Consider the following 20895-nt stretch of genomic DNA (forward strand, 5'->3'; position numbering starts at 1 on the left):
GCCGGGGACGGGGCTCCCCCGCGCGGGCTTGGGGGTGGGCCGACGTCAGGCGCCGGCCGCCTCGCGGACCAGTTCGCGGACTCGACGATGCTCGGCGAGCACCACGGCGGCCGGCTCGGCCAGCCCCGCCGACGCGACCCGCTCCAACGCGGCCCTGCCGTCCTGCAGCACCCGCTCGGAACGGCGGGTCGCCAGCACTCGCCGGGTCGTCACCGTCCCGACCGCGAGCAACACGGCGAGCACGCCCGTCACGACAGCGGTGGGCAGCGCCCAGCCGTTCGCGTCCCCGCCCAAGCCGACCAGGTTCACGCCCGCCGCGATCGACCCCGCAAGCACAGCCGCGACACCGAGCACCACGGAGGCCACCAGCGCCCACGAGGCCAGGCGCGACCGGCGCGCGACAACCGTCACCGAGGCCAGCGCGTCGTCGGCGTCCTCCCGCAACTCCTCGGTCGAGGCCACAGCATCCCGGAGGGCGACCTGCCAGCGGCCCGGCACCGCGCGGGCGACCTGCGCCCACCAGGCCGAGCGCGCGAGCTCGACAGTGTCGGCCTGCACCGCGCCGAAGGTCGGGACCTGCGCCGCGCCGCCACGGACCACCGCGCCCACGGCGTCGGCGATCGCTGGCAGCCCCGCGGCCTCCGCGAGGACGTCCACCACACCCGAGACGTCGAGCTGCTCGGCGCCGGGCTCCCGCTCGGCGACCTGGCCGGCGAGGAGCGTCGCGGCATCGCTGACCTCGGCGCCGGCGCGCTCGGCGGCCACGCTCCTGCGGCTCACCACAGCGGCCAGCCGGTCGCGCACCTCCGGCACACCCTCACCGGTGCGGGCCGACGCCGCGCGCACCGGGACGCCCTGCAGCCCGTCCTCGACGAGCAGACGGGAGACGTCGGCGAGGAGCTCGTCGCGCATCTCCTCGGGAACTGTGTCGATCTGGTTGAGCACCACGGCCATCGCTCCCTCATGGCCCACGAGGTGGCGCAGGTAGCCGGAGTGCAGCGCGTCGTCGGCGTACTTCTGCGGGTCGACCACCCACACCAAGAGGTCCGCCATCGGGAGCAGGCGGTCCACCACCTCGCGGTGCGCGGGCTCGATGGAGTCATGGTCGGGCAGGTCCAGCAGCACCAGGCCGCGCAAGGGCGCCTCGGTGTCCCCATCGAGCAGGCTCTCCCGCTCGATCCGGCGGTCGGAGGCCACGCCGAGCCAGTCGAGCAGCCCCTCGCCGCCCGAGCCCCACACGCAGGCGGTGACCTTCGACGTGGTGGGCCGCTTGACGCCCACATCCGCGAAGTCGAGCCCGCACACGGCGTTGAACAGCGACGACTTGCCCGATCCCGTGCCGCCGAGCAGCGCGACAATCGTGTGGTCGACACCCAGCGCGAGCCGCTCGCGCACCCGGTCGACCACGAGCTCGACACGTTCGGCCACCGCCGGGTCCAGCCGGTCGCCACCGATCTCCCGGGCCTCGTCAAGGCTGGTGACGCGGTGGGTCAGCGCGCGGGTCTGCTCCCCGTGCAGGTCGTCGCGCATGTCGCTGTGCGACGGCATCGAGCCCATCTCCGCCTCCGTCCCGCTCATGTCAGGCCCTTGAGCACGGCGAGCCGCAGCCGCAGCAACGACGACGCGTCGGCGGCCAAGTCGGGGTCGGCCAGCCCTTGCGCGGCGGACCAGCCCTCCTGCTCCACCTGCGCTGCCGCGCGATCGGCGAGGTCGTCACGCAGCGCGTCGCAGGCCCGCGACCCAGGCTCGCCCAGCAGGTCGATCAGCAGCGCGCGCGCCGCCTCGACGCCCGCCGCCCCCGCGAGGGCGACAGCGGCCAGGCCGTCCTCCCCGAGCGCACGGGCTGCCCGCTGGGCGCGGCGTGCGGCGCGGGCGTCGGCACGGGCCGCGCTGGCGGGCGTGACCGCCTCGGCGAGCGCCACGCGGATAACGTCGGCGCTGCCTGCCGCCCACTGCGCCGCCGACAACTCGGCGGAGGCCGCGCGCGCTTCGACGCGCCCCTCCGCTGGCCAGGCCGCCTCGATCGTGGGGCCGCCCGCAGGCGCGCCGGCATGTGTGAGGTGGGTGCGGAGGATCCGCTCGGCCTGCGCTCCCGCGGCGGCGAGGTTCGCCGCCGCCGAGCGCGTCACGTCACGGGTCAACGGGACCAGCGCCTCGCTGCGCGCCCGGCCAGTGCGCCGCGAGCCGCTGACCCGGCCCGAGGGCCGCACCAGCTTCTCGAGCGGGGCCCCGGCCACGGTGACCTCGGTCCACCGCGCCCGCGCCGCGCCGTCCGCCACCGCGCCGCCGTGCACCGCCGCGCGCGCCTGCTGCTCAGGCGCCCGCACCGCCAAGTCCAGCTCCGCCGCCAGGGCAGCCGCGGCGTCGGCCTGCGCCTGCACCGCGTCCGCCAGCTCGTCGACCCACGGGCGCAACGCCGTCAGCGAGCCGCGCAGCGTCCGGGCGATCACCGTGCGCGCGCGGTCCGGCCCGGCGAGCATCGTCAGCCACCGCATGATCGGGGCGACGACGGGAGCCGCCAGCGGCCCCTCATGCGGTCCCACGTCCGGCACCACGAACAACGGGGCGCCCTCCAGGCCATGACGGCGCAACCGGTCCAGCAGGTCGCCGCGCACCGTGGGCAACGACGCCGGGGACACCCGGTTGAGCACCATCGCGATCGAGGCCCCGCGGTTGACGGCGCCCTCGAGCACCTGCCACGGCAGGGCGTCGCCGTACCGGGCCGCAGTCGTGACGAACAGCCACAGGTCGGCGGCCTCGAGGAGCTGGTGCGCGGAGTCGCGGTTGGACTCCAGCACCGAGTCCAGGTCCGGAGCGTCGAGCAAGGCGATGCCGCGCGGCACCTGCTCGTTGGGGACGACCTCCACCGTGTCGAGCACCGGGTGGCGCGAGAGCAGGTCGGCGTCGGCGGGGTGATGGGCCAGCACCGGGCGACGCGTCGTGGGACGCAGCACCCCCGCGGCAGTCACCTCGTCGCCGAGCAGCGAGTTCACCAGCGTCGACTTGCCGGCGCCGGTCGAGCCGGCCACCACCACGATCGCGGGGGCGGACAGCTCCTCCAGGCGGGGCACCAGGTGCTCGCCGAGCTGGTCCACGAGCCGCCGGCGCGAGGCCCGCGCGGCGTCGACGCCGGGGATCTCCAACGGGAAGCCCGTGCGCTCGACATCCCGGCGCAAGTCTCGGACAGCGTCCAGCAGCGACGGCGCAGCGAGTGGACGAGGCAGCACCGCCTCGGCGATCTCAGTTCCCGCTGGTGCTGTCACAGGCCATATCCTCACCCGCGGACCTGTGCAGTCCAAACGCACGCGCCGCCCGCGCGTGGCCGGATGGCTCACACCCGACAGGTCCCGCCAGCGCCCCACTAGGCTGGTGGGCCTGCCCCCATAGCTCAATGGATAGAGCAACGGCCTTCTAATCCGTAGGTTGCAGGTTCGAGTCCTGCTGGGGGCGCCCGGCGTTCGCCGTCTCGGCGACCCCCGCGGTGCGAGGAGGCTCACATGAGCGCGCTGTCCCCGCGGCTGGCCGCGATCGTCGACGCCCTGCCGCTGCGCCCGGGGATGCGGGTGCTGGAGATCGGCGGGGCTCCAGGAGCCGCCGCAGCCGCTGTCGCGGCACGCATCGAAGGCGGGCACATCCTCGTCATCGACCGGTCCGCGAAGGGCGTCGCGCAGATCGAGCGCAACGCCGCCGAGGACATCGCCACCGGCCGGCTGAGCGTGCGGCACGTCGCCGCGGAGGACTTCGAGCTGCTGCCGTCGGAGGAGCCGTTCGACCTGGCGTTCGCGGTCCGGGTCGGGGCGCTCGACGGTCGGCATCCCGAGGCGGGCATCGCCGCACGACGACGCATCGCCGCCGCGCTCACGCCTGCCGGGCGGCTCCTCATCGACGGCGGCGACCCGCTGCAGGAGCTCGAGCTGCCCCGCTGAGCCGCCCCACACGTCACCCCGGCCCCGGCACGCCCCGCTCTGAGGTGGCGGGCTGACCCGGTGGCGCGCCGGACTCCGGGTGACGCCACAGGTGCGTGCGGTCCACGATCGTCACGGCGCCGAGGATCGCCACCGCGAGCGCCATCGCCGCCAGCACGTCGGTGAGGAAGTGGTACCCGAGGTACAGGCGGCTGAGGGCCACCAGGACGACGCCGACGAAGGTCCCCACCGCCCAGCCGACCACCCTGCCCTTGCTGTGGCGCCGGCTCGTCGTGAGGTAGGCGGCGACGAGGAGCAGTGTCGCGGCGCCGATGGTGTGGCCCGATGGGAACGATGCCGTCGACTCGGATCCGGGGATGTGCATCGTCTCCTCGGGCGGGCGGGGCCGGTTCACGAGGCCCTTGACCGCGAGGGAGATCAGCGTCGAGCCGATCATCGCGCCGACCAGCAGCAGTGGACGCCACCACTCGCGCCGGATGATCGCCCAGGCTCCGCAGGCGACGGCCACGAGGATCGGCAGCACGATCGGCCCGGAGATGAACGTGATCGTCTCCAGCACCCGGGTGGCCACCGGGCCGCGCCGCTCGACGAGCCACTCGAGGACGGGCAGGTCGGCGGCTGACAGGTCGTCGCGTTCTCGGACCGCGTCCAGCAGGCCGAAGAAGACAGCGAGCCCGAAACCGATCAGGACGAGGCCGGGGCCTGCCACACGCGCCACGGGGTGGGCGCGCAGCCATGCGCTCACCCGGTCTGGGAGTGCGGAGCCGGACGACATTGCGCCGACGCTACCGGCGAGCCGCCGCCCTGGCCTGCGCAGGCGTGCGCCGTGCGGGTCGGCGGCACGGGCCGTGTCCCGGATGCCGGAAAAAGAAGGTGACCCGGGTGAGGCCGGATGGTTGGCTCGACTCACCGCGGTGACCTCCACGGGCCCGGCCAGGCCCGATCCCAGCCCGACCTCTGGAGCGCACCCATGCACCCGTCTTTGACCACCGACCTCGTCCTGCTCGAGCACCGCCAGCGGCTCGCCGACGCCCGCCTCGAGCGGATGCGCCGCAGCCGCCCATCCGGCGACGAGGACGAGTCCCATCCACCTGAACGCGGCCGCCCGGCGCCCCTGCGCCTGGCGCTGCCGACCACGGCGCCGTTGATGATCTGCGCCGGGCTGCGCTGACCGGGCCACACGATGCGGGCCGCCCCTGTGGCGGCCCGCATCGTCGTGTCTGACGCCGGGCAGCATCGCGCGCGTCGTGGGACGTGGAACCATGCGGCCATGGACATCCGGGGCTCACGACGCGGCCCACGGCTCCAGCACGCGCTGCGCACGCTCGCCGAGCGCCTCGCGCTGGCCGCCGTGGCGGGTGTCGCCACCGCGCTCGTGCTGCTGTGGGGCGGGCTGGCCTGGCCCACCGCCCGGCTGGCCGGGGCCGCGGCGGCCGTCGTGGTGATGGTCGCGTCCTGGGTGTCGTCAACGGTCCCCGAGCCGGGGCCGCCATCGAGCCGCCTCCCCGGCCCGTCGAGCCCGCCGCATGGCCCGGAGCACACCCGGCCGGGCGAACAGCGCCAGTCCTGACGGCGCGGGACCGTAGGCTGACGTCGTGACTTTGACGACGAACGGCAACACCAGCGCGGACCGGATCGTGTGGATCGACTGCGAGATGACGGGACTCGACCTCGCGGCCGACGCCCTCGTCGAGATCGCCGTGGTAGTGACCGACTCCGAGCTCAACGTCTTGGGCGAGGGCATCGACGTGGTCATCGCGCCGCCCGCCGAGGCGCTGGCGCAGATGAACGACTTCGTGCGCAACATGCACACGACCTCGGGGCTGCTCGAGGACCTGCCCAGCGGGGTCGGCCTCGGCGACGCCGAGGAGCGGGTGCTGGAGTACCTGCGCGAGTGGATCCCCGAGCCGGGCAAGGCCCCGCTGGCGGGCAACTCCGTCGGCACGGACAAGGCGTTCCTCGACCGGGACATGCCCGCGCTCATGGCGCACCTGCACTACCGGGTGATCGACGTCTCCTCCATCAAGGAGCTGGCCCGGCGCTGGTACCCCCGGGTGTACTTCGCCTCCCCCGAGAAGAACGGCGGCCACCGCGCGCTCGCCGACATCCTGGAGAGCATCGACGAGCTCCGCTACTACCGCGCCGCGCTGCTCGTCCCCCAGCCGGGCCCCGACTCCGCGACCGCGAAGGCGATCGCCGCGGAGGTCGTCGCCTCGGGCGCGGCGCGCGCGCTGGAGCAGAAGTAGCGCCTCCAGACCCCGCATGAGGGGTGTGCGTACGAGCACCCTCTCGGACCCGGTATGCTTCTACTCGCCCCGTCCGCGGGGTGCACGGCATGGTGGGTATAGCTCAGCTGGTAGAGCACCTGGTTGTGGTCCAGGGGGTCGCGGGTTCAAGTCCCGTTACTCACCCCATGTGGAATGAGGTCCGAGCCGCTGGCTCGGGCCTCATTCTGTTTGTGGTCGCCCACAGCACCGTGGGCGCGTCTTCGGCCCGCATCCGGGCGCCACTCGAAGGAGCGACGATCATGCGCACCACCGCCAGGCAGCCCTCCATCCTCGCGGCGGCGCTCGGGGCGCTCCTGCTGGTCGCCGCATGCTCGCCGGCCGACGCGCCCCCGGCCACGGGCGGCGCCTCCGCGGCGTGGCTCAGCGATCACGGCCTCGACGGGATGAGCGGCCGCGAGGTCGTCGACCACCTCGAGGCCATGCCCGTCGCGGAGCGGCCCACGAACCTCATCGCCTCGATCAAGCCCGACTCCGTCGAGCTCTCCGACGTCGACGGCAACACCACGACGCTCGACCTGCCCGAGGACGAGTTCTACGTCTCGGTCGCGCCCTACATCACGCAGACCCACGAGTGCTTCTTCCACAGCCTCACGACGTGCCTCGGCGAGCTGCGCGACCAGGACGTCTCCGTCCAGGTCGTGGACGCCAGCGGAGCCGTGCTGGTCGACGAGGAGGTCCGCACCGCCGACAACGGCTTCGTCGGCCTGTGGCTCCCGCGGGGCGTCGACGCCACGCTCACCATCGAGCACGACGGTCGCGCCGTCGCCACCCCCGTCTCGACGGGCGACGACGACCCGACCTGCGTCACCACCGCGCGACTCATGTGAGCCGCGCGGCCTCGCGAGGCGGCCTGGCTCAGAGCCGGGCGACCAACGCGTCCGCGAACCTGTCGACGGCCTCGGGCGCGAGCGCGAAGAAGAACGACGGCTCGATCAGCTCGACCTCGAGCACGACGGGGTTGCCCTCGTCGTCGGGGATGAGGTCCACCCGCGTGTACAGCAGTGGGCCGTCGATGCCGGGCGCCAGCTCGGGGAGGGCCGCGACGACGCGCTGCGCGACCTCGAGCTCGGCGGGGCTCGCCTCACGGGCCGTCATGACCTCCTCGTGGTAGAGGACGGCGTTGTCCGTGCTCCGGAAGGGGCCGTCGAGCAGCGCCGCCTTGCGCAGCGAGTGGCTGAACTTCCCGTCGAAGAACACCAGCGCCGACTCCCCCGCGCTGTCCACCTGGCGCAGGTACCGCTGGATCATGACGTGGCGGCCCGCGCCCAACAGGTCCCTGGCGTGCGCGATGGCCAGCATCCGCGAGGGAGTCTCCCCCGCGGCGTAGCGGCCGGTGTCGCGTGAGCCCGCGCTGATGGTCGGCTTGATGACGAAGTCGCCGAAGGCGGGGAACCGGGAGTGGATGCGCCGGGAGTTGAAGTTGCTCTCGGGGTCGAGCCAGATGGTCGGGACGATCGGCAGGCCCGCGTCCTGCATCTGGCGCTGGTAGGCCTTGTCGACGTTCCAGGCGACGACGGACGCCGGGTTGAACAGCCGGGACACGGCCTCGACGCGGCGCGTCCAGTCGAGGAACTCCGCGGGGCGGTCGGTGTAGTCCCACGTCGAGCGGATGACGACGGCGTCGTACACCGACCAGTCGACGTCGGGCGCGTCCCACACCACGACGTCGGCGGTGACGCCACGGGCGGCGAGCGCGGGGATGAGCGGCGCGTCATCCGGCTCGAGGTCGGGCAGCGACGAGCAGGTGGCCAGGGCGATGCGGGCTGAAGTCACTCGGGCAGAGTACCGACCAGCGGGTCAGGACGCCGCGGCCGTGACCCGGTGCAAGGCGGTGACCACGGTGTCCGCGTCCGCCACGCCCACCACAGCGCCGCCCTCGCGCACCGGCACGCGGCCGTCGGGCGCCTGGGCGATGGCCGCGAACACGTCGTCGAGCGCGGCCCCCAGCTCCAGGTGCGGGCCGATCGCCAGGTCCGCGGTCCCCGCGTCCGCCGCCAGGTCCGCGCGCTCCAGCCGGCCGAGGGAGAGCAGCCGCACCGCGGCGCCGGATCCCACCAGGTCCGCCACCGCGGGGCTGGCCGGCGCGGAGAGCACGCTCACCGGCGGGGCGAGCTGTTCGAGCCGGCCGCCGCGGCTGAGCACCGCCACCCGGTCCGCGAGCCGCACCGCCTCGTCCACGTCATGCGTGACGAGCACCACAGTGGTGCCCAGCTCGCGGTGGATGCGCCGGAACTCGGCCTGCAGCCGGCGGCGGCCGACGGGGTCGACGGCGCCGAAGGGCTCGTCCATGAGCAGCACCGGCGGGTCCACCGCGAGCGCCCGCGCGACGCCCACCCGTTGCCGCTCGCCGCCCGAGAGCTCATGCGGGTACCTGCGCCCGTAGTGGTCCGGGTCCAGGCCCACGAGCTCCAGCAGTTCCCCGACGCGCGCCCGGGTGCGCGCCCGGTCCCAGCCGAGGAGCTGGGGCACGGTGGCCACGTTCTGGGTGACGGTGCGGTGCGGGAACAGCCCGACGTGCTGGATGACGTAGCCGATGCGCCGGCGCAGCGCGACGGTGTCGACCTGGGTGATGTCCTCGCCGTTGATGAGGATGCGCCCCGACGTCAGCTCGACGAGCCGGTTGGCCATCCGCAGGGTCGTGGACTTCCCGCAGCCCGACGGGCCCACCAGGGCGAGCAGCTCGTGCTCGCGCACCTCGAAGGAGAGGTCGTCGACGGCGACTGTGCCGTCGGGATACTCCTTGAGCACGTGGTCGAAGACGATCGCGGCAGCCATCTGCCGGACGCTACCCGTTCATCCGCGCGACGTCGCGGGCGTGGGCGCCGCCGGGTACGTTCGCTGACGTGCAGCCCCACGCGACGACGGACCCCCCGGCGAACCCCTGGTTCTCCTGGGACTACGTCCAGCGGAACTGGGGCGACCTGACGACGGCGCTCGAGCAGCACTCGAGCCTGACGCTGCAGGCGGTGGCGATCGCCCTGGTGATCGCGCTGCCGCTGGCCGCCGCGGCGCATCTGCGCCCGCGCCTGGCCGGGCCGCTGGTGGGCACGACGGGCGTGCTGTACACGATCCCGTCGCTGGCGCTGTTCGGCCTGCTCGCGCCGTACACCGGCATCGGGCGCACCACCGTGCTCATTGGCCTGGTGACGTACGCGCTGCTGGTGCTGGTGCGCAACATCCTGGTGGGCCTGCAAGGGGTCGACGAGGACGTGCGGGACGCGGCGCGCGGGCTCGGGTACGGGCGCGCGCGCATGCTGCTCACCGTGGAGCTGCCGAACGCCCTGCCGTCGATCGTCGCGGGGGTGCGGCTCGCGACGGTGACCACTGTGGCGCTCGTCACCGTCGGTGTCGTGGTCGGGTACGGAGGCCTCGGGCAGCTCATGTTCCGGGGCTTCCGCAGCCGGTACCACGCCGAGATCATGACCGCGACGATCCTGTGCCTGCTGCTCGCGCTGGCCTTCGACCTCGCGCTGTTCCTGATCGGCAAGGCGCTGACCCCGTGGGCACGCGCCACAAGGAACGCGTGAGGGGCGCGCCATGGACGTGATCGAGGAAGCCTTCAGGTGGCTCAACGACCCGCTCAACTGGACCGGGCCGCAGGGCGTGCTCGCGCTCACCCGCGAGCACGTGACGATCTCGGCGCTGGCCGTGCTGCTGGCGATGGTCGTGGCGCTGCCGGTGGGCGTGTGGCTGGGCCACCGTCGCCGCGGCGGAGCCCTGACGGTGGTGCTCGCGAACACCTCGCGCGCGCTGCCGACGTTCGCGCTGCTGACGATCTTCGCCTCCACCGGGCTGTTCGGCGCCACCGCGACGACCCTCGCGGTGGCGATCTTCGCGGTGCCGCCCATCCTCACCAACGCGTATGTGGGGATGCGGGACGTCGACGCCGACGTGCGGGACGCCGCGCGGGGCGTCGGCATGTCGGGCCCGCGCTCGCTGTTCTCCGTGGAGCTGCCACTGGCGCTCCCGCTCATCGGCGCCGGCCTGCGGACCGCGGCGGTGCAGGTGGTGGCCACCGTGCCGTTGGCGGCGCTGGTCGGCGGGCAGAGCCTGGGCACGATCATCGTCTCGGGCTTGGCCGTGCAGCGGTACGGGCAGGTGGTGGCGGGCGCGGTGCTCGTCGCCGCGCTGTGCCTGCTCGTCGAGGCGGGGCTGGCCTGGGCGCAGCACGCGCTCACGCCGACCCCGATGCGCCCGCCCCGGCGACGGGCCCGCGCCGTCCCCGCGTCCGACCTCCCCTAGCAGCCGCCTGGGCTGCGGGTTCTCGCCTGTTCCGGTTGCCATCGGCGTGGTGGGACTGTCGAATGGCTCACGACGTCACCCGCCGACCAGGGAGCTCTCATGCGCACAACCCGGACCTCCGTGGCCCTCGCAGCAGCGGGGGTCCTCCTGCTCGCAGCCTGCGGGTCGCCCGGATCCGGCGGGGGCGAGAGCGACGCGCCCACGGGCTCCTCCGACCTGGCGACCTGCGACCCCGTCGCCGGCGAGCAGCTCGTGGTGCTGGAGGACGACAAGGGGCTGCAGAACGCCGACAACGTCATCCCCGCGGTGAACGCGCAGGCCGCGGCCGCCGACCCCGCCCTCATCCCGCTGCTGGACTCGGTGTCCGAGTCGCTCGACACCGACAAGCTCATCGCGCTCAACAAGGCGGTGGACATCGACCGCGAGACCGCCAGCGAGGCCGCGAAGGCCTACGTCGCAGACGAGGGGCTCGCCGCCGACGACTCCAGCATCGGCGCCGGCAAGCAGGTGACCATCGGCGCCGCGAACTTCTCCGAGAGCTCGACGCTCGCCGAGCTGTACGCCGAGGTGCTCCGCTCCGCCGGGTACACCGTGCAGGTGCAGACCATCGGCAACCGCGAGACGTACCTCCCCGCGCTGCAGTCCGGCGAGATCACCCTCACGCCCGAGTACGCCGCCACCCTCGCCGAGTTCCTCAACACGAAGGTCAACGGGCCGGACGCCGCGCCGGTCGCGAGCGCCGACCCGACGGCCACCGTGGAGGCGCTGACCACCCTGGGCGACGACTCGGGGATCACGTTCGGGGCGGTCTCCGACGCGCAGGACCAGAACGCGTTCGCCGTCACGCAGGAGTTCGCCGACGAGCACGACGTGTCCACGCTCAGCGAGCTCGCCGACACCTGCGGCGGGCTGATCCTGGCCGGCCCGCCCGAGTGCCCGGAGCGCCCCTTCTGCCAGCCGGGCCTGGAGGAGACGTACGGGCTCGACATCGCCGAGTTCCAGTCCTACGACTTCGGGCTGATCGGCGACGCCGTCCGCCAGGGCAAGGCGTCGATCGGGCTGGTGCTGTCGAGCGACGGCTCGCTGGCGAGCTGACCGACTGGCTGGCCGGAGGCCGGCGGGCTCACAGCCCGGCGGCCTCCAGCAGTCGCAGCCACACCTCGCTGACCGTCGGGTAGGACGGCACCGCATGCCACAGCCGGTCCAGCGGCGCCTCGGCCACCACGGCGATGGTGGCCGCGTGCAGCAGCTCCGCGGCGTCCGGGCCCGTGAACGTGGCGCCGACAACGACGCCGCGCGCGTCGTCCAGGACGAGTTGCGCCGTCCCCCGGTAGCCGTCCGCCGCCACGGCGGCGCCCGAGACGGAGCCGATGGCGTGGCGGACGGTTCGCACCCGCAGGCCGGCGTCCCGGGCGGCCTGCTCGGTCAGCCCCACCGTGGACACCTCGGGCCGGGTGAACGCCACCTGCGGCACGGCGGCGTGATCGGCAGTGGCCCGGTAGCGGCTCCAGGGGCCGGCGGCGCGCTCCGCCTCCGCGGCCCCTGAGCCCGCGTCGGGAGCCCCCGCGGCCTGCGAGAAGCGGGCGGCCACGACATCGCCCGCCACGCGCGCGTCGTACTTCCCCTGATGCGTGGTGGCGGTGCGCCCGGTGACGTCGCCCGCGGCGAACAGCCATCCGCCGTCCACGCCCACGACCTCCATCGCGTCGTCGACAGTGAGAGCGGCCCCCGGCTCGAGCCCGAGCGCCTCCAGGCCGAGCTCCGAGGTGCGGGGGCGCCGGCCGGTGGCGACCAGGACCTGGTCGGCCACGAGCGTCCCGCCGGTGGACAGCTCCACGGTGGTGCGGCCGTCCTCGCGCGCGGCCCTGGTCGCCTCCACCCCGAACCGGACGTCGACGCCGAGCTCGACGAGCGACTCCTCGACCTCCTGCGCCGCGAACGGCTCCATGCGGTCCAGCAACCGGTCGCCCCGCACGAGCACGGTGACCGCGGATCCGAGGTCGGTGTAGGCGACGGCCAGCTCACAGGCGACGACCCCGCCGCCGATGATGGCCAGCGAGCCGGGCACGCTCTCCGCCGAGGTGGCCTCGCGGCTGGTCCACGGCTCGGACTCGATGAGGCCCGGCACCGGCGGGATCACCGGCTCGCTGCCGGTGGCGACCACGACGGCCCGCCGCGCGCGCAGCACGGTCCCCACTGGCTCGGCCTCGGGCGACGCCGGATCGGGCACGAGCACCAGCTCGCGCGGGCCGGTGAAGCGGACCCGCCCGCGCACCAACGCGATGCCGGACTTCTCCAGCCACCTCACCTGGCCCGCGTCATCCCAGTCGGTCGTGAACTTGTCACGGCGCGCGAGCACCGCCGCGACGTCGAGGCCGCCGGTGACGGCCTCCGAGGCTCCCGGCACGGCCCGCGCGGCCGCCAGCACCGCCCCGGGGCGCAGCAGCGCCTTCGACGGCATGCAGGCCCAGTAGGAGCACTCCCCGCCCACGAGCTCATCCTCGACGATCGCGACGCTCAGCCCCGCGCGCCCGGCCCGGTCTGCGGCGTTCTCCCCCACCGCGCCAGCCCCCACGACGACGACGTCGTACTCGAGCACCTGCTGCCCCGCGTTCATCTGAGCTCCTGTCCCCATCGGCATGGTCCCCACCCATCGTGGTGCCACGTCGCGGATCTGGCAGCCGGAGGGGTCCCGCCGAGGGGGCGCGGGGTGTGCCGACGACAAAGCCCCCTCGCCTGCGTGTCCGCAGATGAGGGGGCTTTGTGGGTGGTGCGCCATCAGGGACTCGAACCCCGAACCCGCTGATTAAGAGTCAGCTGCTCTGCCAATTGAGCTAATGGCGCGCGAGGCCAAACATTACCATCGGCTGACCGGGCCCTGCGAACCAGCCGAACGTGACGCACATGACAGGGCGGGCCTCCCGCGCGCGGTGGCGCATGCGGGGAACCTCCCACGATGAAGGCCCCTGACCGCGTCTCCGCCGTCCGGGGCCAACCTCTGGTGCGCCATCAGGGACTCGAACCCCGAACCCGCTGATTAAGAGTCAGCTGCTCTGCCAATTGAGCTAATGGCGCGCGGGGCGAAACGTTACCACCGGCTCGGCTCGAGGTGCGAACCGGCTGCCGAAGGGGCCCCTCAGGCGGTGGCGGAGCCGGGATCGACCCACCACTCGTCGGCGGGCAGGCCCTCCGACTCGAGGATCGCCTGCGAGACCGGGCCGTCCACGGCCGCCAGGTCCGCGAGCAGCGCGAGGGGCACGTGCTCGGCCAGCAAGCCCATCACGGCGGCGGGCGCGCCACCGTCGGGCAGCGTTGTCGCTGCCGCCCCCGGGGACCCGAGGAGGTCGAGGAGATCCTCGCCGGGCGCCTTGCTCATGGGGCGCTCGCTGTGCTCCGTCATCAGGCCTCCTGGTCACATGGGTGTCGAAGGCACATCGGACCATCGGGGATGCCGCTGTGCAACCCCTGGACGAAGCCTGACTGCCCGCGCGACCGGCCGCGCGAAGACGCGGTTCCTGCGGGGACTAGAGGTAGAGACCGGTTCCCGGCGCCCCGGGGCGGGGCTGGGCGACGGCGTGCACATCCTTCTCCCGGAGTAGCAGGTACGTCGTGGCCTCGAGCTCGACCTCCGCGCGCTCGTCCGGGTCGAACAGGACCCGGTCCCCCACCTCCACCTGCCGCACCTGCTGGCCCGCGGCGACGACCCGGCCCCACGTGAGCCGCTTGCCGACCACGGCGGTGGCTGGGATCACAATCCCGCCATTCGAGCGGCGCTCGGCGGCGTCCTCGTCGAGCTGGACGAGCAGCCGGTCGTTGAGCATCCGGATGGGCAGTGTGGACGGCCGCGACTCGGGGGCCGTGGGACGAGGATCACTCACAGTCCAGACGCTACCCCGACGTAGGCTGGCGACCAGTCCTCGAGCAGTTCCCGCCGCGCCCGCGCGCCCCCACGAGGCCGCGCGCCCCACCCCCTGGAGAGCCATGCCCCGCCTCGCCGTCGGAGACCTCGCGCCCGACTTCACCCTGCCCACCGCCGACGGCGGAACCGTGACCCTCTCCGACCTGCGCGGGCAGCATGTGGTCGTGTACTTCTACCCGGCCGCGATGACCCCGGGCTGCACCAAGCAGGCCTGCGACTTCCGCGACTCGCTCGCGTCCCTGCAGGGCGCCGGGTACGCGGTGGTGGGCGTCTCCCCCGACTCCGTCGACAAGCTCGCGAAGTTCGCCGAGCAGGACGCGCTGACTTTCCCGCTGGCCTCCGACCCCGAGCGCACGGTGCTCGAGGCGTGGGGCGCCTATGGCGAGAAGTCGCTCTACGGCAAGACCGTCACCGGCGTGATCCGCTCCACCGTGGTCGTGGACCCCGAGGGCCGCGTCGAGCTCGCGCAGTACAACGTCAAGGCCACCGGGCACGTGGCCAAGCTGCGCCGGGACCTCGGGATCGCCTGACGCCGGCCGTCGCCGCACCGCGCGCCCACCACGCGCGCGGTGTGGCATAGTCGCCCGCGCGGGAGTGGTGAAACGGTAGCCACGCCAGGTTTAGGTCCTGGTGCCTGAGAGGGCGTGCGGGTTCGAGTCCCGTCTCCCGCACCATGTGCCTCCGGGCCCGGTGGGCCGGCGTTCAGCGCAGCGGCATCCGGACATGCGCCCCACCGCCCGCGAGCGAGCCGGGCTCCAGGCCCAGGCCGTTCCACACCGCGATCCGCACCACCCCGCCGTCCAGCGGGCCCGTGGCGCCGTCCGCCTCCTCCAGGCCCACGGCATGCCGTTCGACGGCGCCCGCCTCCGTCGCCGAGTACCGGAACGTCTCGACCCGGTCCCATGAGCCGTCGCCCGTCAGGTCGTAGGACACCGAGACCCGGGTGCCGTTGCCCACCAAGACGCGCGGGCCCGCCGACAGCTCGAACTCGGTGCTGGTGCTCAGGTACGTCCCGGTGAGGTCCCGCGCGACGAAGACCAGCGCGTCAGCGGGCTCGGAGCCGTCCGCAAGCAGGCGCCGCTCGCCCGCCCGGTCGACGGCCGAGGACACGGGCGACAGCGCCAGGAGCGGGTGGGCAGCGGGCGCCGCGGGCTCTGCGGCGGACGGCGACGGCGCTGTGCGTTGCGCGGATCCGGCGCGCGTCGAGGGAGCGCCTGCCTGCGCGGGCCCGGCCGCCTCGTCCGCGCCGGCATCGGCGCTGTCGGGGAGCTGGGCGCCGCGGGCGCCGCTGGACCCGGCGGCGCTCCTCCAGGGGCCGCTCGGCCGGGACACGCCCGCACTGGGGCGCCGCGGCGTGCTGGCCTGCGGGCGAGCCACCGCCTGCGGGCTGCCAGCGCGCGGCGGGGTCACCGACGGGCCGGGCCCGGAACCCGTGGAGGGCGGGGTGGGACCGGCGTTGTCCGCCGCCTCGAACGGCAGCCGCAGCACCGAGCCGGGGCCCAGAACGAGCGTGCTCGACGTCGAGCCGATCGAGTTCCACACCGCGAGCCGCACCGAGCCGCCGTCGAGGTCGCCTAGCGCCCCGGTGGCCGACTCGAGGCCCACAGCCTGCGTGTACGACTCCGCGCCCGGCACGGGGTCGGTGGCGAAGTACCGGTACGTCTCGACGCGGTCCCACGTGCCGTCGCCCGTGAGGTCATAAGACACCGACGCGCGCGTGCCGTTGCCCACCGACAAGCCCGCGTCCACCGCCAACTCGAAGGCCGTCGCGCCACCGGAGGCCGTGCCCGTGAGCCCGGTGGCGTTGAACGTCACCGCGCCGGGTGGCGCCGTCACCCCGTCGACGCCCTGGGCTGCGGGCAGTGTCACCTGGGTGGCGGGGCCTGCCGCGCTAGCCAGGCCGCCGCCCTGCTGCGGGTAGAGCGTGAGCGGGCCGGCGGGGCCGGTGGTCGGGGTGGGCGTCGGCGTGGGGCTCACCGTCGGTGTCGGCGTCGATGTCGGGGTTGGGGTGGCCGTCGGGGTGGCCGTCGGGGTGGCCGTCGGGCTGGCCGTCGGGCTCGCCGTCGGTTCCGGGCCACCGCCCGAGCCGGAGCCGCCGGACCAGGTCAGCGCCCCGCTCGCCACGGTGCGCCCCGCGGGCACGTCCAACCTCGTGCCGTCGGAGAACGCCACGGTGATCGGCGCTGACGTGACGTTCGCGGCGACGTAGGTGCGCGCGCCGTTCTTGGCGAAGACCGCCGCCAGCGGATGGTCGGCCCGCACTGTCGCGTCAGGCGGACCGAGGGCCGCCAGGCTCGAGACCCAGTGGAACGTGTGCGCGCGGCTCTCACCCTCCTCGGGCAGGTAGCCCGGCTGGGCGTTCAGCGCCGCGAGCGCGGCGGGCCCGTCCCCGAGGGCCAGGTACTCCCACCAGATGTCCTGCCACACCGTGGGCGGGCCGCCGTTGACGGCGGTCATCTCGGCGTAGTTCTGGCGCACGTCGTCGGGCCGCTGGCCCAGGTACAGGTGGCTGCCGGTGATGGGCAGGGTGTTGATGCCCTGGATCATCTCGGGCTCGGCGCTGAACCACGTCGCGTACGCCCCGCCGTCGCCCCAGATCATGCCGACGGTGCTGTGGCCGAAGCCGTCCGGGATCGCCTCGGCGCCGTCGAACCAGTACGCCTGGATGGCGGCGGCCTGGGTCGCGTACAGGTACGCGCCCAGGTCGCGCATGGCGGTGTCCCCGGTGGCCTCGCCCCACTGGACGAGCGCCCCGGCGAAGTTCATCCCCTCCGAGCTCGACTCCTGGTTGTTGCCCGCGGCGAACGCCCCGTGCCCGGACGCCCAGTCGTGGCCCGCGTACACGTCGAAGTCCCGCAGGTACGGGAACAGCGGGTCGGAGCGGTCGGGGCCGTTGGCGTCACGCACTAGCAGGTCCACCATCCCGCCGTAGGCGTCGTCCGCCGCCCAGGCGGGGTCGAACTTGGCCAGCGTGGCCGCCGCCGCGATGAAGTAGCCGTAGTGGAAGTGGTGGTCGTTGAGCTCCTTGTCGGAGCCGTAGGACGCCGGGTAGCCGATGAGCGTGCCCCACCTGTCGTCGTACGCGAAGACCTGCTCCGTCTTGCCGGGCGTCGCCGTGAACCAGTTCGTCAGGGTGGAGCGGATCTGCCCGAGGGCGGCGTCCCGGACGTCCGTGCGCCCCACCAGGTCGGCGATCTCCGCGATGCGGGCCGCGCGGCCGAGCCCCTTGCCCGTCCAGTAGGTGTCCGGGGAGACCTGCTGCATCGGGTCGGCTGCGGCCTCGGTGAGGAGCGCGTCCAGGCGGGCCGCGGCGTCGCCGGAGCCGGTCGCGACCGCCGGCAACTCGGGGAGGATTCCCGTGAACGGGGTCTGCGTGGTGAATGACGTGGCTCCCACGTACGCGGTCATATCGCCGCGCGGCGACGGGTAGTCAGCGGGGGCCGGCTCGGCGGGGCCGGCCACCGACGCCAGGTTCTGCTGCTGGTGCGGGTACAGCGCCAGGACCGTGCCCTGCGCGGAGCCCTCCAGCGGAGTCGTCTGCACCGCGTACGTCGTCGAGACGCTGCCCGCCGCCTCGTCGTACGCGTAGTCGGCCTGTGTGCCGGTGACCTCGGCGAACGCGTACGGCTGGTACTGCGCCAGGGCCGCCTGCCGGGCCGCGTCGTCGGAAGCGGGGCTGGTGGGCAGCGCCGCGACGCTCAGGTATCCGAGCCCGGCCAGGTCGCTCACCAGGCTCGACCCGGACACCGTCCAGGACGAGCCGCTGGGCGCGAAGGCCGCGTAGTCGTGGCCGCCGGCCGTGAAGCCGATCGTCCCGCCGTCCTGCTGCCACACCCGCGGCGTCCCCGTGACGGTGAGCTGGGCCTGGCCGCCGGTCAGGTGGTACCAGCTGAACGGCAGCCCGTGTCCGATGGTGGCGCGCATCGTGCGGGCGCCGTCCTCCCACGAGGGCGTCACAGTCCAGTCCGACCAGTCGGCCACCTCGACCGTCGGCGCCGCGAGGCCCGCGACGCCGACCAGCACGTCCTGCGTGTACGGGTAGTGGAACTCCCCCACCCCGCCGGGCGTGCCGGAGAGCACCGGGTCGCGGGTGCTCGACAGGCCCAGGCCCGCCGCCGTGGGCTGGTACGAGACGGGGTGGGCGTGCAGCGGCTCGCTGCCCACGCAGTTCCACCGCTTGAAGACGAGCGACGACCACCAGTCGTTGGTGGGGATGGCGCCCGTCGGCGCGTCGTCGGTCAGATAGGCGCGCGGATCGGACGCGAGCGGTGGGCAGCCCTCAGGCGAGGGGCCCACCCGGTCCGTGGTGTAGCCGCCCGAGCCGACAGGGACCGGCTCCGCCTGCGCCGACCCGGCGATCACGCCGATCCCGGTCACCGCGAGCGCCACCGCCGCCAGCGAGGCTGCCCATCGAGCGGGCCCTCGGGGCCTCACGCGGGCAGTCCGCGACCTTCCCGCGTCATTCGTCGTCATCGACAGCATGAGCAGCCCCCCGGCGACCGGCCTCTCTCGGCCCGTCACCCGCTGACGCCGCCGTGAGATCGGTCACCTCGCACCGTAGGCGCGGGAACAGCCCGTCGCAAACCGACACGAACACGTGTCAACCGGGTGGACCTGAACGCGCGAACGGCCACCACCCGACGCTGAGGCCAGGCGGTGGCCGTCGTGCGAGGCCGCCCCTCGGGGCGGGCGCTCAGTTCTGGGAGGCGGTCTCCTGCGCGGCGATCTGGGCGCGGACGTCGTCCATGTCGAGCGCCTTCACGGCGCTGATGACCTGCTCGAGCGCCGGCGCGGGCAGCGCGCCCGCCTGGTTGAACACCAGGATTCCCTGCCGGAACGCCATCAGCGTCGGGATCGACGTGATGCTCAGCTCCATGGAGAGCTGCGGCTCGGCCTCGGTGTCGACCTTCGCGAACACGACGTCAGGGTGCGCCTGCGAGGACGCCTCGAAGATCGGCCCGAACCGCTTGCACGGTCCGCACCACTCCGCCCAGAAGTCGACGAGCACGATGTCGTTGTCGGTGATGGTCTGCTGGATCGTGTCTGCGGTCAGCTCAGTGGTAGCCATGGCCGCTCCTCCCTCGTCGTGAGTCTGCGCACCCTAGAGCACGCCCGCCCTCTCGAGTATTCCCTCGCCGATGCGCGTCGGCCTGCCCGAGGACGGTCGGGAAGGTAGAACAGGACCGTGACCGACACCGCTGACTTCCCGCATGACCCCGAGCCCCAGCGCCCCGCGGGCTGGATGGACCACGACGAGATCCGCCACGTGCGCACCCTCCTGCCGATCCTGTACGTGGACGCCATCCCCGTCCGCGTGGACGAGTCGGGCGACGTGGTGGCGGTGGGACTGCTGCTCCGGGTGACCCGGGAGGGCGTGATGTCCCGCGCGTTGGTCTCCGGGCGGGTCATGTACCACGAGCGGGTGCGCGACGCGCTGCTGCGGCACATCGAGAAGGACCTGGGCCCGGTGGCGCTGCCGCAGATCCCGGCCTCCCCGCAGCCGTTCACCGTGGCCGAGTACTTCCCGACGCCGGGGGTCACGCCGTACCACGACCCCCGCCAGCACGCCGTGTCGCTCGCCTACGTGGTGCCCGTCGCCGGGGACTGCCGCCCGCAGCAGGACGCACTCGACCTCGCGTGGCTCACCCCCGAGGAGGCCACGTCCGGGCAGGTGCAGATGGCGATGAACGGCGGCCAGGACCTGCTGCTGCGCCAGGCGATGGCGCATGTGGGCCGCTTGCCCTGACGATCGCCCGGCGGCGGCCCCTCGTCACACGCGGGCCGCCGCCGCGAGGGCTGCCGACGCCTCCCCCGGCACGTCGAGCCGGCTCAGCGTCACTAGCCTCGCCTGTGGGGCGTCGAACCGCGTGACGCGGCCGTCTCGCACCTCCACCCGCAGCGGGTCGACGGCCAGCCCCCAGCCGACCGCCTTGAGCACCGCCTCCTTCGCGGTGAAGGCCGCGGCCAGGTCGGCACGCGTGCGCGCGGCCTGGCGCTCGGCGGCTGTCAGGACGACTCGCAGCGCCGTCTCGTCCAGCCCTTCGAACGCGGCGTGGTGCTCGACGTCCACGCCGATGTCCGCGTCCGCGCAGAACGCGACGACCACCACGTCGCCGCTGTGCGAGATCGACACATCCGGCAGGGGCGACGCCCACCGCCCCCCCGGCGCCGGCGAGTAGCGGGGCTTCTCCTCACCCGCGGGGACGAGTCGGCGGGTGAAGCGGAGGCGGCCCGCGCTGTCGCCCAGCACCTCGCGGGCGTGCTCGGCGACGAGCACGCGGCCGGTGAGGAACCGGCGCGCGTCGGCCTCCCGGCGGAACGCCCGCAGCCTGGCCCGGTCGTCGTCGGCCAACAGCAGCCACGGCGGCGGCTCGGCGGGCGCCAGGCCTCGCGCCACGGCCACGCGGACATCGACGGCGCCTCCGCCCGGCCCGGCTCCGCCTGTGCCGGTTCCGCCCGCCCTGGGCGATGCGCCGGGGGCCGCAAGCGCCACCGTGCGCGACTCCACCCTCACCGGCGC

The 20895-nt window shown here is 74.0% G+C and carries 21 protein-coding genes and 5 tRNA genes; 13 read left to right on the forward strand and 13 right to left on the reverse strand.

The features are described 5' to 3' along the window. Positions 1-45 precede the first annotated feature (45 nt). Both QUV83_RS02580 and QUV83_RS02585 read right to left on the reverse strand, forming a co-directional pair. A complete protein-coding gene (locus tag QUV83_RS02580; RefSeq protein WP_289562360.1) occupies positions 46-1578 on the reverse strand; it encodes a GTPase in 1533 nt (510 codons plus the stop codon). Then, on the reverse strand, positions 1575-3263 hold the full coding sequence (locus tag QUV83_RS02585) for a GTPase (RefSeq protein ID WP_289562362.1): 1689 nt from the start codon (positions 3261-3263) through the stop codon (positions 1575-1577). Before QUV83_RS02585 ends, QUV83_RS02580 begins: the two co-directional genes overlap by 4 nt. 114 nt (positions 3264-3377) lie before the next feature. Between QUV83_RS02585 and QUV83_RS02590 the strand changes: the two genes are divergently transcribed. After that, positions 3378-3450, forward strand: a tRNA-Arg gene (locus QUV83_RS02590). A 47-nt stretch (positions 3451-3497) separates the two neighbouring features. Continuing rightward, complete coding sequence (locus QUV83_RS02595; protein ID WP_289562363.1) at positions 3498-3926, forward strand: methyltransferase domain-containing protein; 429 nt, start codon at positions 3498-3500, stop codon at positions 3924-3926. Positions 3927-3939: 13 nt separating this feature from the next. On the opposite strand, the gene QUV83_RS02600 is transcribed toward QUV83_RS02595, so the two are convergent. Next, positions 3940-4701: a phosphatase PAP2 family protein gene (locus QUV83_RS02600; protein WP_289562365.1), complete on the reverse strand. Its 762-nt coding sequence runs from the start codon at positions 4699-4701 to the stop codon at positions 3940-3942. A gap of 195 nt (positions 4702-4896) precedes the next feature. On the opposite strand from QUV83_RS02600, the gene QUV83_RS02605 reads away from it, so the two are divergent. The 5 genes from QUV83_RS02605 to QUV83_RS02625 all read left to right on the forward strand — a co-directional run bounded on the left by QUV83_RS02605 (position 4897) and on the right by QUV83_RS02625 (position 7041). Then, positions 4897-5097 carry a hypothetical protein gene (locus tag QUV83_RS02605; protein WP_289562367.1) on the forward strand — a complete coding sequence of 67 codons (201 nt, stop codon included), beginning with the start codon at positions 4897-4899 and terminating at the stop codon, positions 5095-5097. A gap of 99 nt (positions 5098-5196) precedes the next feature. Next, positions 5197-5496, forward strand: a complete 300-nt coding sequence (locus tag QUV83_RS02610) for a hypothetical protein (RefSeq protein ID WP_289562369.1) — start codon at positions 5197-5199, stop codon at positions 5494-5496. 25 nt (positions 5497-5521) lie between these two features. Then, complete coding sequence (gene orn / locus QUV83_RS02615; RefSeq protein ID WP_289562371.1) at positions 5522-6172, forward strand: oligoribonuclease; 651 nt, start codon at positions 5522-5524, stop codon at positions 6170-6172. 92 nt (positions 6173-6264) lie between these two features. Further along, positions 6265-6340: transfer RNA gene (locus tag QUV83_RS02620), tRNA-His, on the forward strand. 113 nt (positions 6341-6453) lie between these two features. Beyond that, a complete protein-coding gene (locus QUV83_RS02625; protein ID WP_289562373.1) occupies positions 6454-7041 on the forward strand; it encodes a CueP family metal-binding protein in 588 nt (195 codons plus the stop codon). A 28-nt stretch (positions 7042-7069) separates the two neighbouring features. On the opposite strand, the gene QUV83_RS02630 is transcribed toward QUV83_RS02625, so the two are convergent. Together QUV83_RS02630 and QUV83_RS02635 are read right to left on the reverse strand one after the other, a co-directional pair. Next, positions 7070-7987 (reverse strand): ATP-grasp domain-containing protein, encoded by a 918-nt coding sequence (locus QUV83_RS02630; RefSeq protein ID WP_289562375.1) that lies wholly within the window; start codon positions 7985-7987, stop codon positions 7070-7072. 24 nt (positions 7988-8011) lie between these two features. After that, positions 8012-8989: an ABC transporter ATP-binding protein gene (locus tag QUV83_RS02635; protein ID WP_289562377.1), complete on the reverse strand. Its 978-nt coding sequence runs from the start codon at positions 8987-8989 to the stop codon at positions 8012-8014. Positions 8990-9057: 68 nt separating this feature from the next. Here QUV83_RS02635 and QUV83_RS02640 point away from each other — a divergent pair, with 68 nt between their 5' ends. The 3 genes from QUV83_RS02640 (at position 9058) to QUV83_RS02650 (ending at position 11551) form a co-directional block, all read left to right on the forward strand. Continuing rightward, complete coding sequence (locus QUV83_RS02640; protein WP_289562379.1) at positions 9058-9741, forward strand: ABC transporter permease; 684 nt, start codon at positions 9058-9060, stop codon at positions 9739-9741. A gap of 10 nt (positions 9742-9751) precedes the next feature. After that, positions 9752-10456, forward strand: a complete 705-nt coding sequence (locus QUV83_RS02645) for an ABC transporter permease (RefSeq protein ID WP_289562381.1) — start codon at positions 9752-9754, stop codon at positions 10454-10456. Between the two features lie 99 nt (positions 10457-10555). Further along, positions 10556-11551, forward strand: a complete 996-nt coding sequence (locus QUV83_RS02650) for a glycine betaine ABC transporter substrate-binding protein (protein WP_289562383.1) — start codon at positions 10556-10558, stop codon at positions 11549-11551. A gap of 28 nt (positions 11552-11579) precedes the next feature. Here QUV83_RS02650 and QUV83_RS02655 read toward each other — a convergent pair whose 3' ends face one another. From QUV83_RS02655 to QUV83_RS02675, 5 genes are all read right to left on the reverse strand, one after another. Then, the gene (locus tag QUV83_RS02655) at positions 11580-13073 is read right to left on the reverse strand and encodes a dihydrolipoyl dehydrogenase family protein (protein ID WP_289562385.1); all 1494 of its coding nucleotides are present in this window, start codon (positions 13071-13073) and stop codon (positions 11580-11582) included. A gap of 151 nt (positions 13074-13224) precedes the next feature. Next, positions 13225-13300, reverse strand: a tRNA-Lys gene (locus QUV83_RS02660). Between the two features lie 155 nt (positions 13301-13455). After that, a tRNA-Lys gene (locus QUV83_RS02665) sits at positions 13456-13531 on the reverse strand. A 61-nt stretch (positions 13532-13592) separates the two neighbouring features. Then, positions 13593-13856 (reverse strand): hypothetical protein, encoded by a 264-nt coding sequence (locus tag QUV83_RS02670; protein ID WP_289562387.1) that lies wholly within the window; start codon positions 13854-13856, stop codon positions 13593-13595. A gap of 124 nt (positions 13857-13980) precedes the next feature. Next, positions 13981-14277 carry a GroES family chaperonin gene (locus QUV83_RS02675; RefSeq protein WP_289562763.1) on the reverse strand — a complete coding sequence of 99 codons (297 nt, stop codon included), beginning with the start codon at positions 14275-14277 and terminating at the stop codon, positions 13981-13983. Positions 14278-14437: 160 nt separating this feature from the next. Between QUV83_RS02675 and bcp the strand changes: the two genes are divergently transcribed. After that, a complete protein-coding gene (gene bcp, locus QUV83_RS02680; RefSeq protein ID WP_289562389.1) occupies positions 14438-14905 on the forward strand; it encodes a thioredoxin-dependent thiol peroxidase in 468 nt (155 codons plus the stop codon). 58 nt (positions 14906-14963) lie between these two features. After that, positions 14964-15049, forward strand: a tRNA-Leu gene (locus tag QUV83_RS02685). Positions 15050-15077: 28 nt separating this feature from the next. Here QUV83_RS02685 and QUV83_RS02690 read toward each other — a convergent pair. Together QUV83_RS02690 and trxA are read right to left on the reverse strand one after the other, a co-directional pair. Further along, the gene (locus tag QUV83_RS02690) at positions 15078-18809 is read right to left on the reverse strand and encodes a glycosyl hydrolase (protein ID WP_289562391.1); all 3732 of its coding nucleotides are present in this window, start codon (positions 18807-18809) and stop codon (positions 15078-15080) included. 259 nt (positions 18810-19068) lie between these two features. Beyond that, positions 19069-19443, reverse strand: coding sequence for a thioredoxin (gene trxA, locus QUV83_RS02695; RefSeq protein WP_066582496.1), 375 nt, complete (start codon positions 19441-19443; stop codon positions 19069-19071). Positions 19444-19560: 117 nt separating this feature from the next. Between trxA and QUV83_RS02700 the strand changes: the two genes are divergently transcribed. Next, the gene (locus tag QUV83_RS02700; RefSeq protein ID WP_289562394.1) at positions 19561-20121 is read left to right on the forward strand and encodes an NUDIX hydrolase family protein; all 561 of its coding nucleotides are present in this window, start codon (positions 19561-19563) and stop codon (positions 20119-20121) included. 24 nt (positions 20122-20145) lie between these two features. On the opposite strand, the gene QUV83_RS02705 is transcribed toward QUV83_RS02700, so the two are convergent. Next, positions 20146-20778 (reverse strand): 4'-phosphopantetheinyl transferase family protein, encoded by a 633-nt coding sequence (locus tag QUV83_RS02705; protein WP_289562396.1) that lies wholly within the window; start codon positions 20776-20778, stop codon positions 20146-20148. Between the last annotated feature and the right edge of the window lie 117 nt (positions 20779-20895).

Origin of the sequence: Cellulomonas cellasea (genome assembly GCF_030372105.1) — a bacterium.
GTDB classification, from domain to species: domain Bacteria; phylum Actinomycetota; class Actinomycetes; order Actinomycetales; family Cellulomonadaceae; genus Cellulomonas_A; species Cellulomonas_A cellasea_A.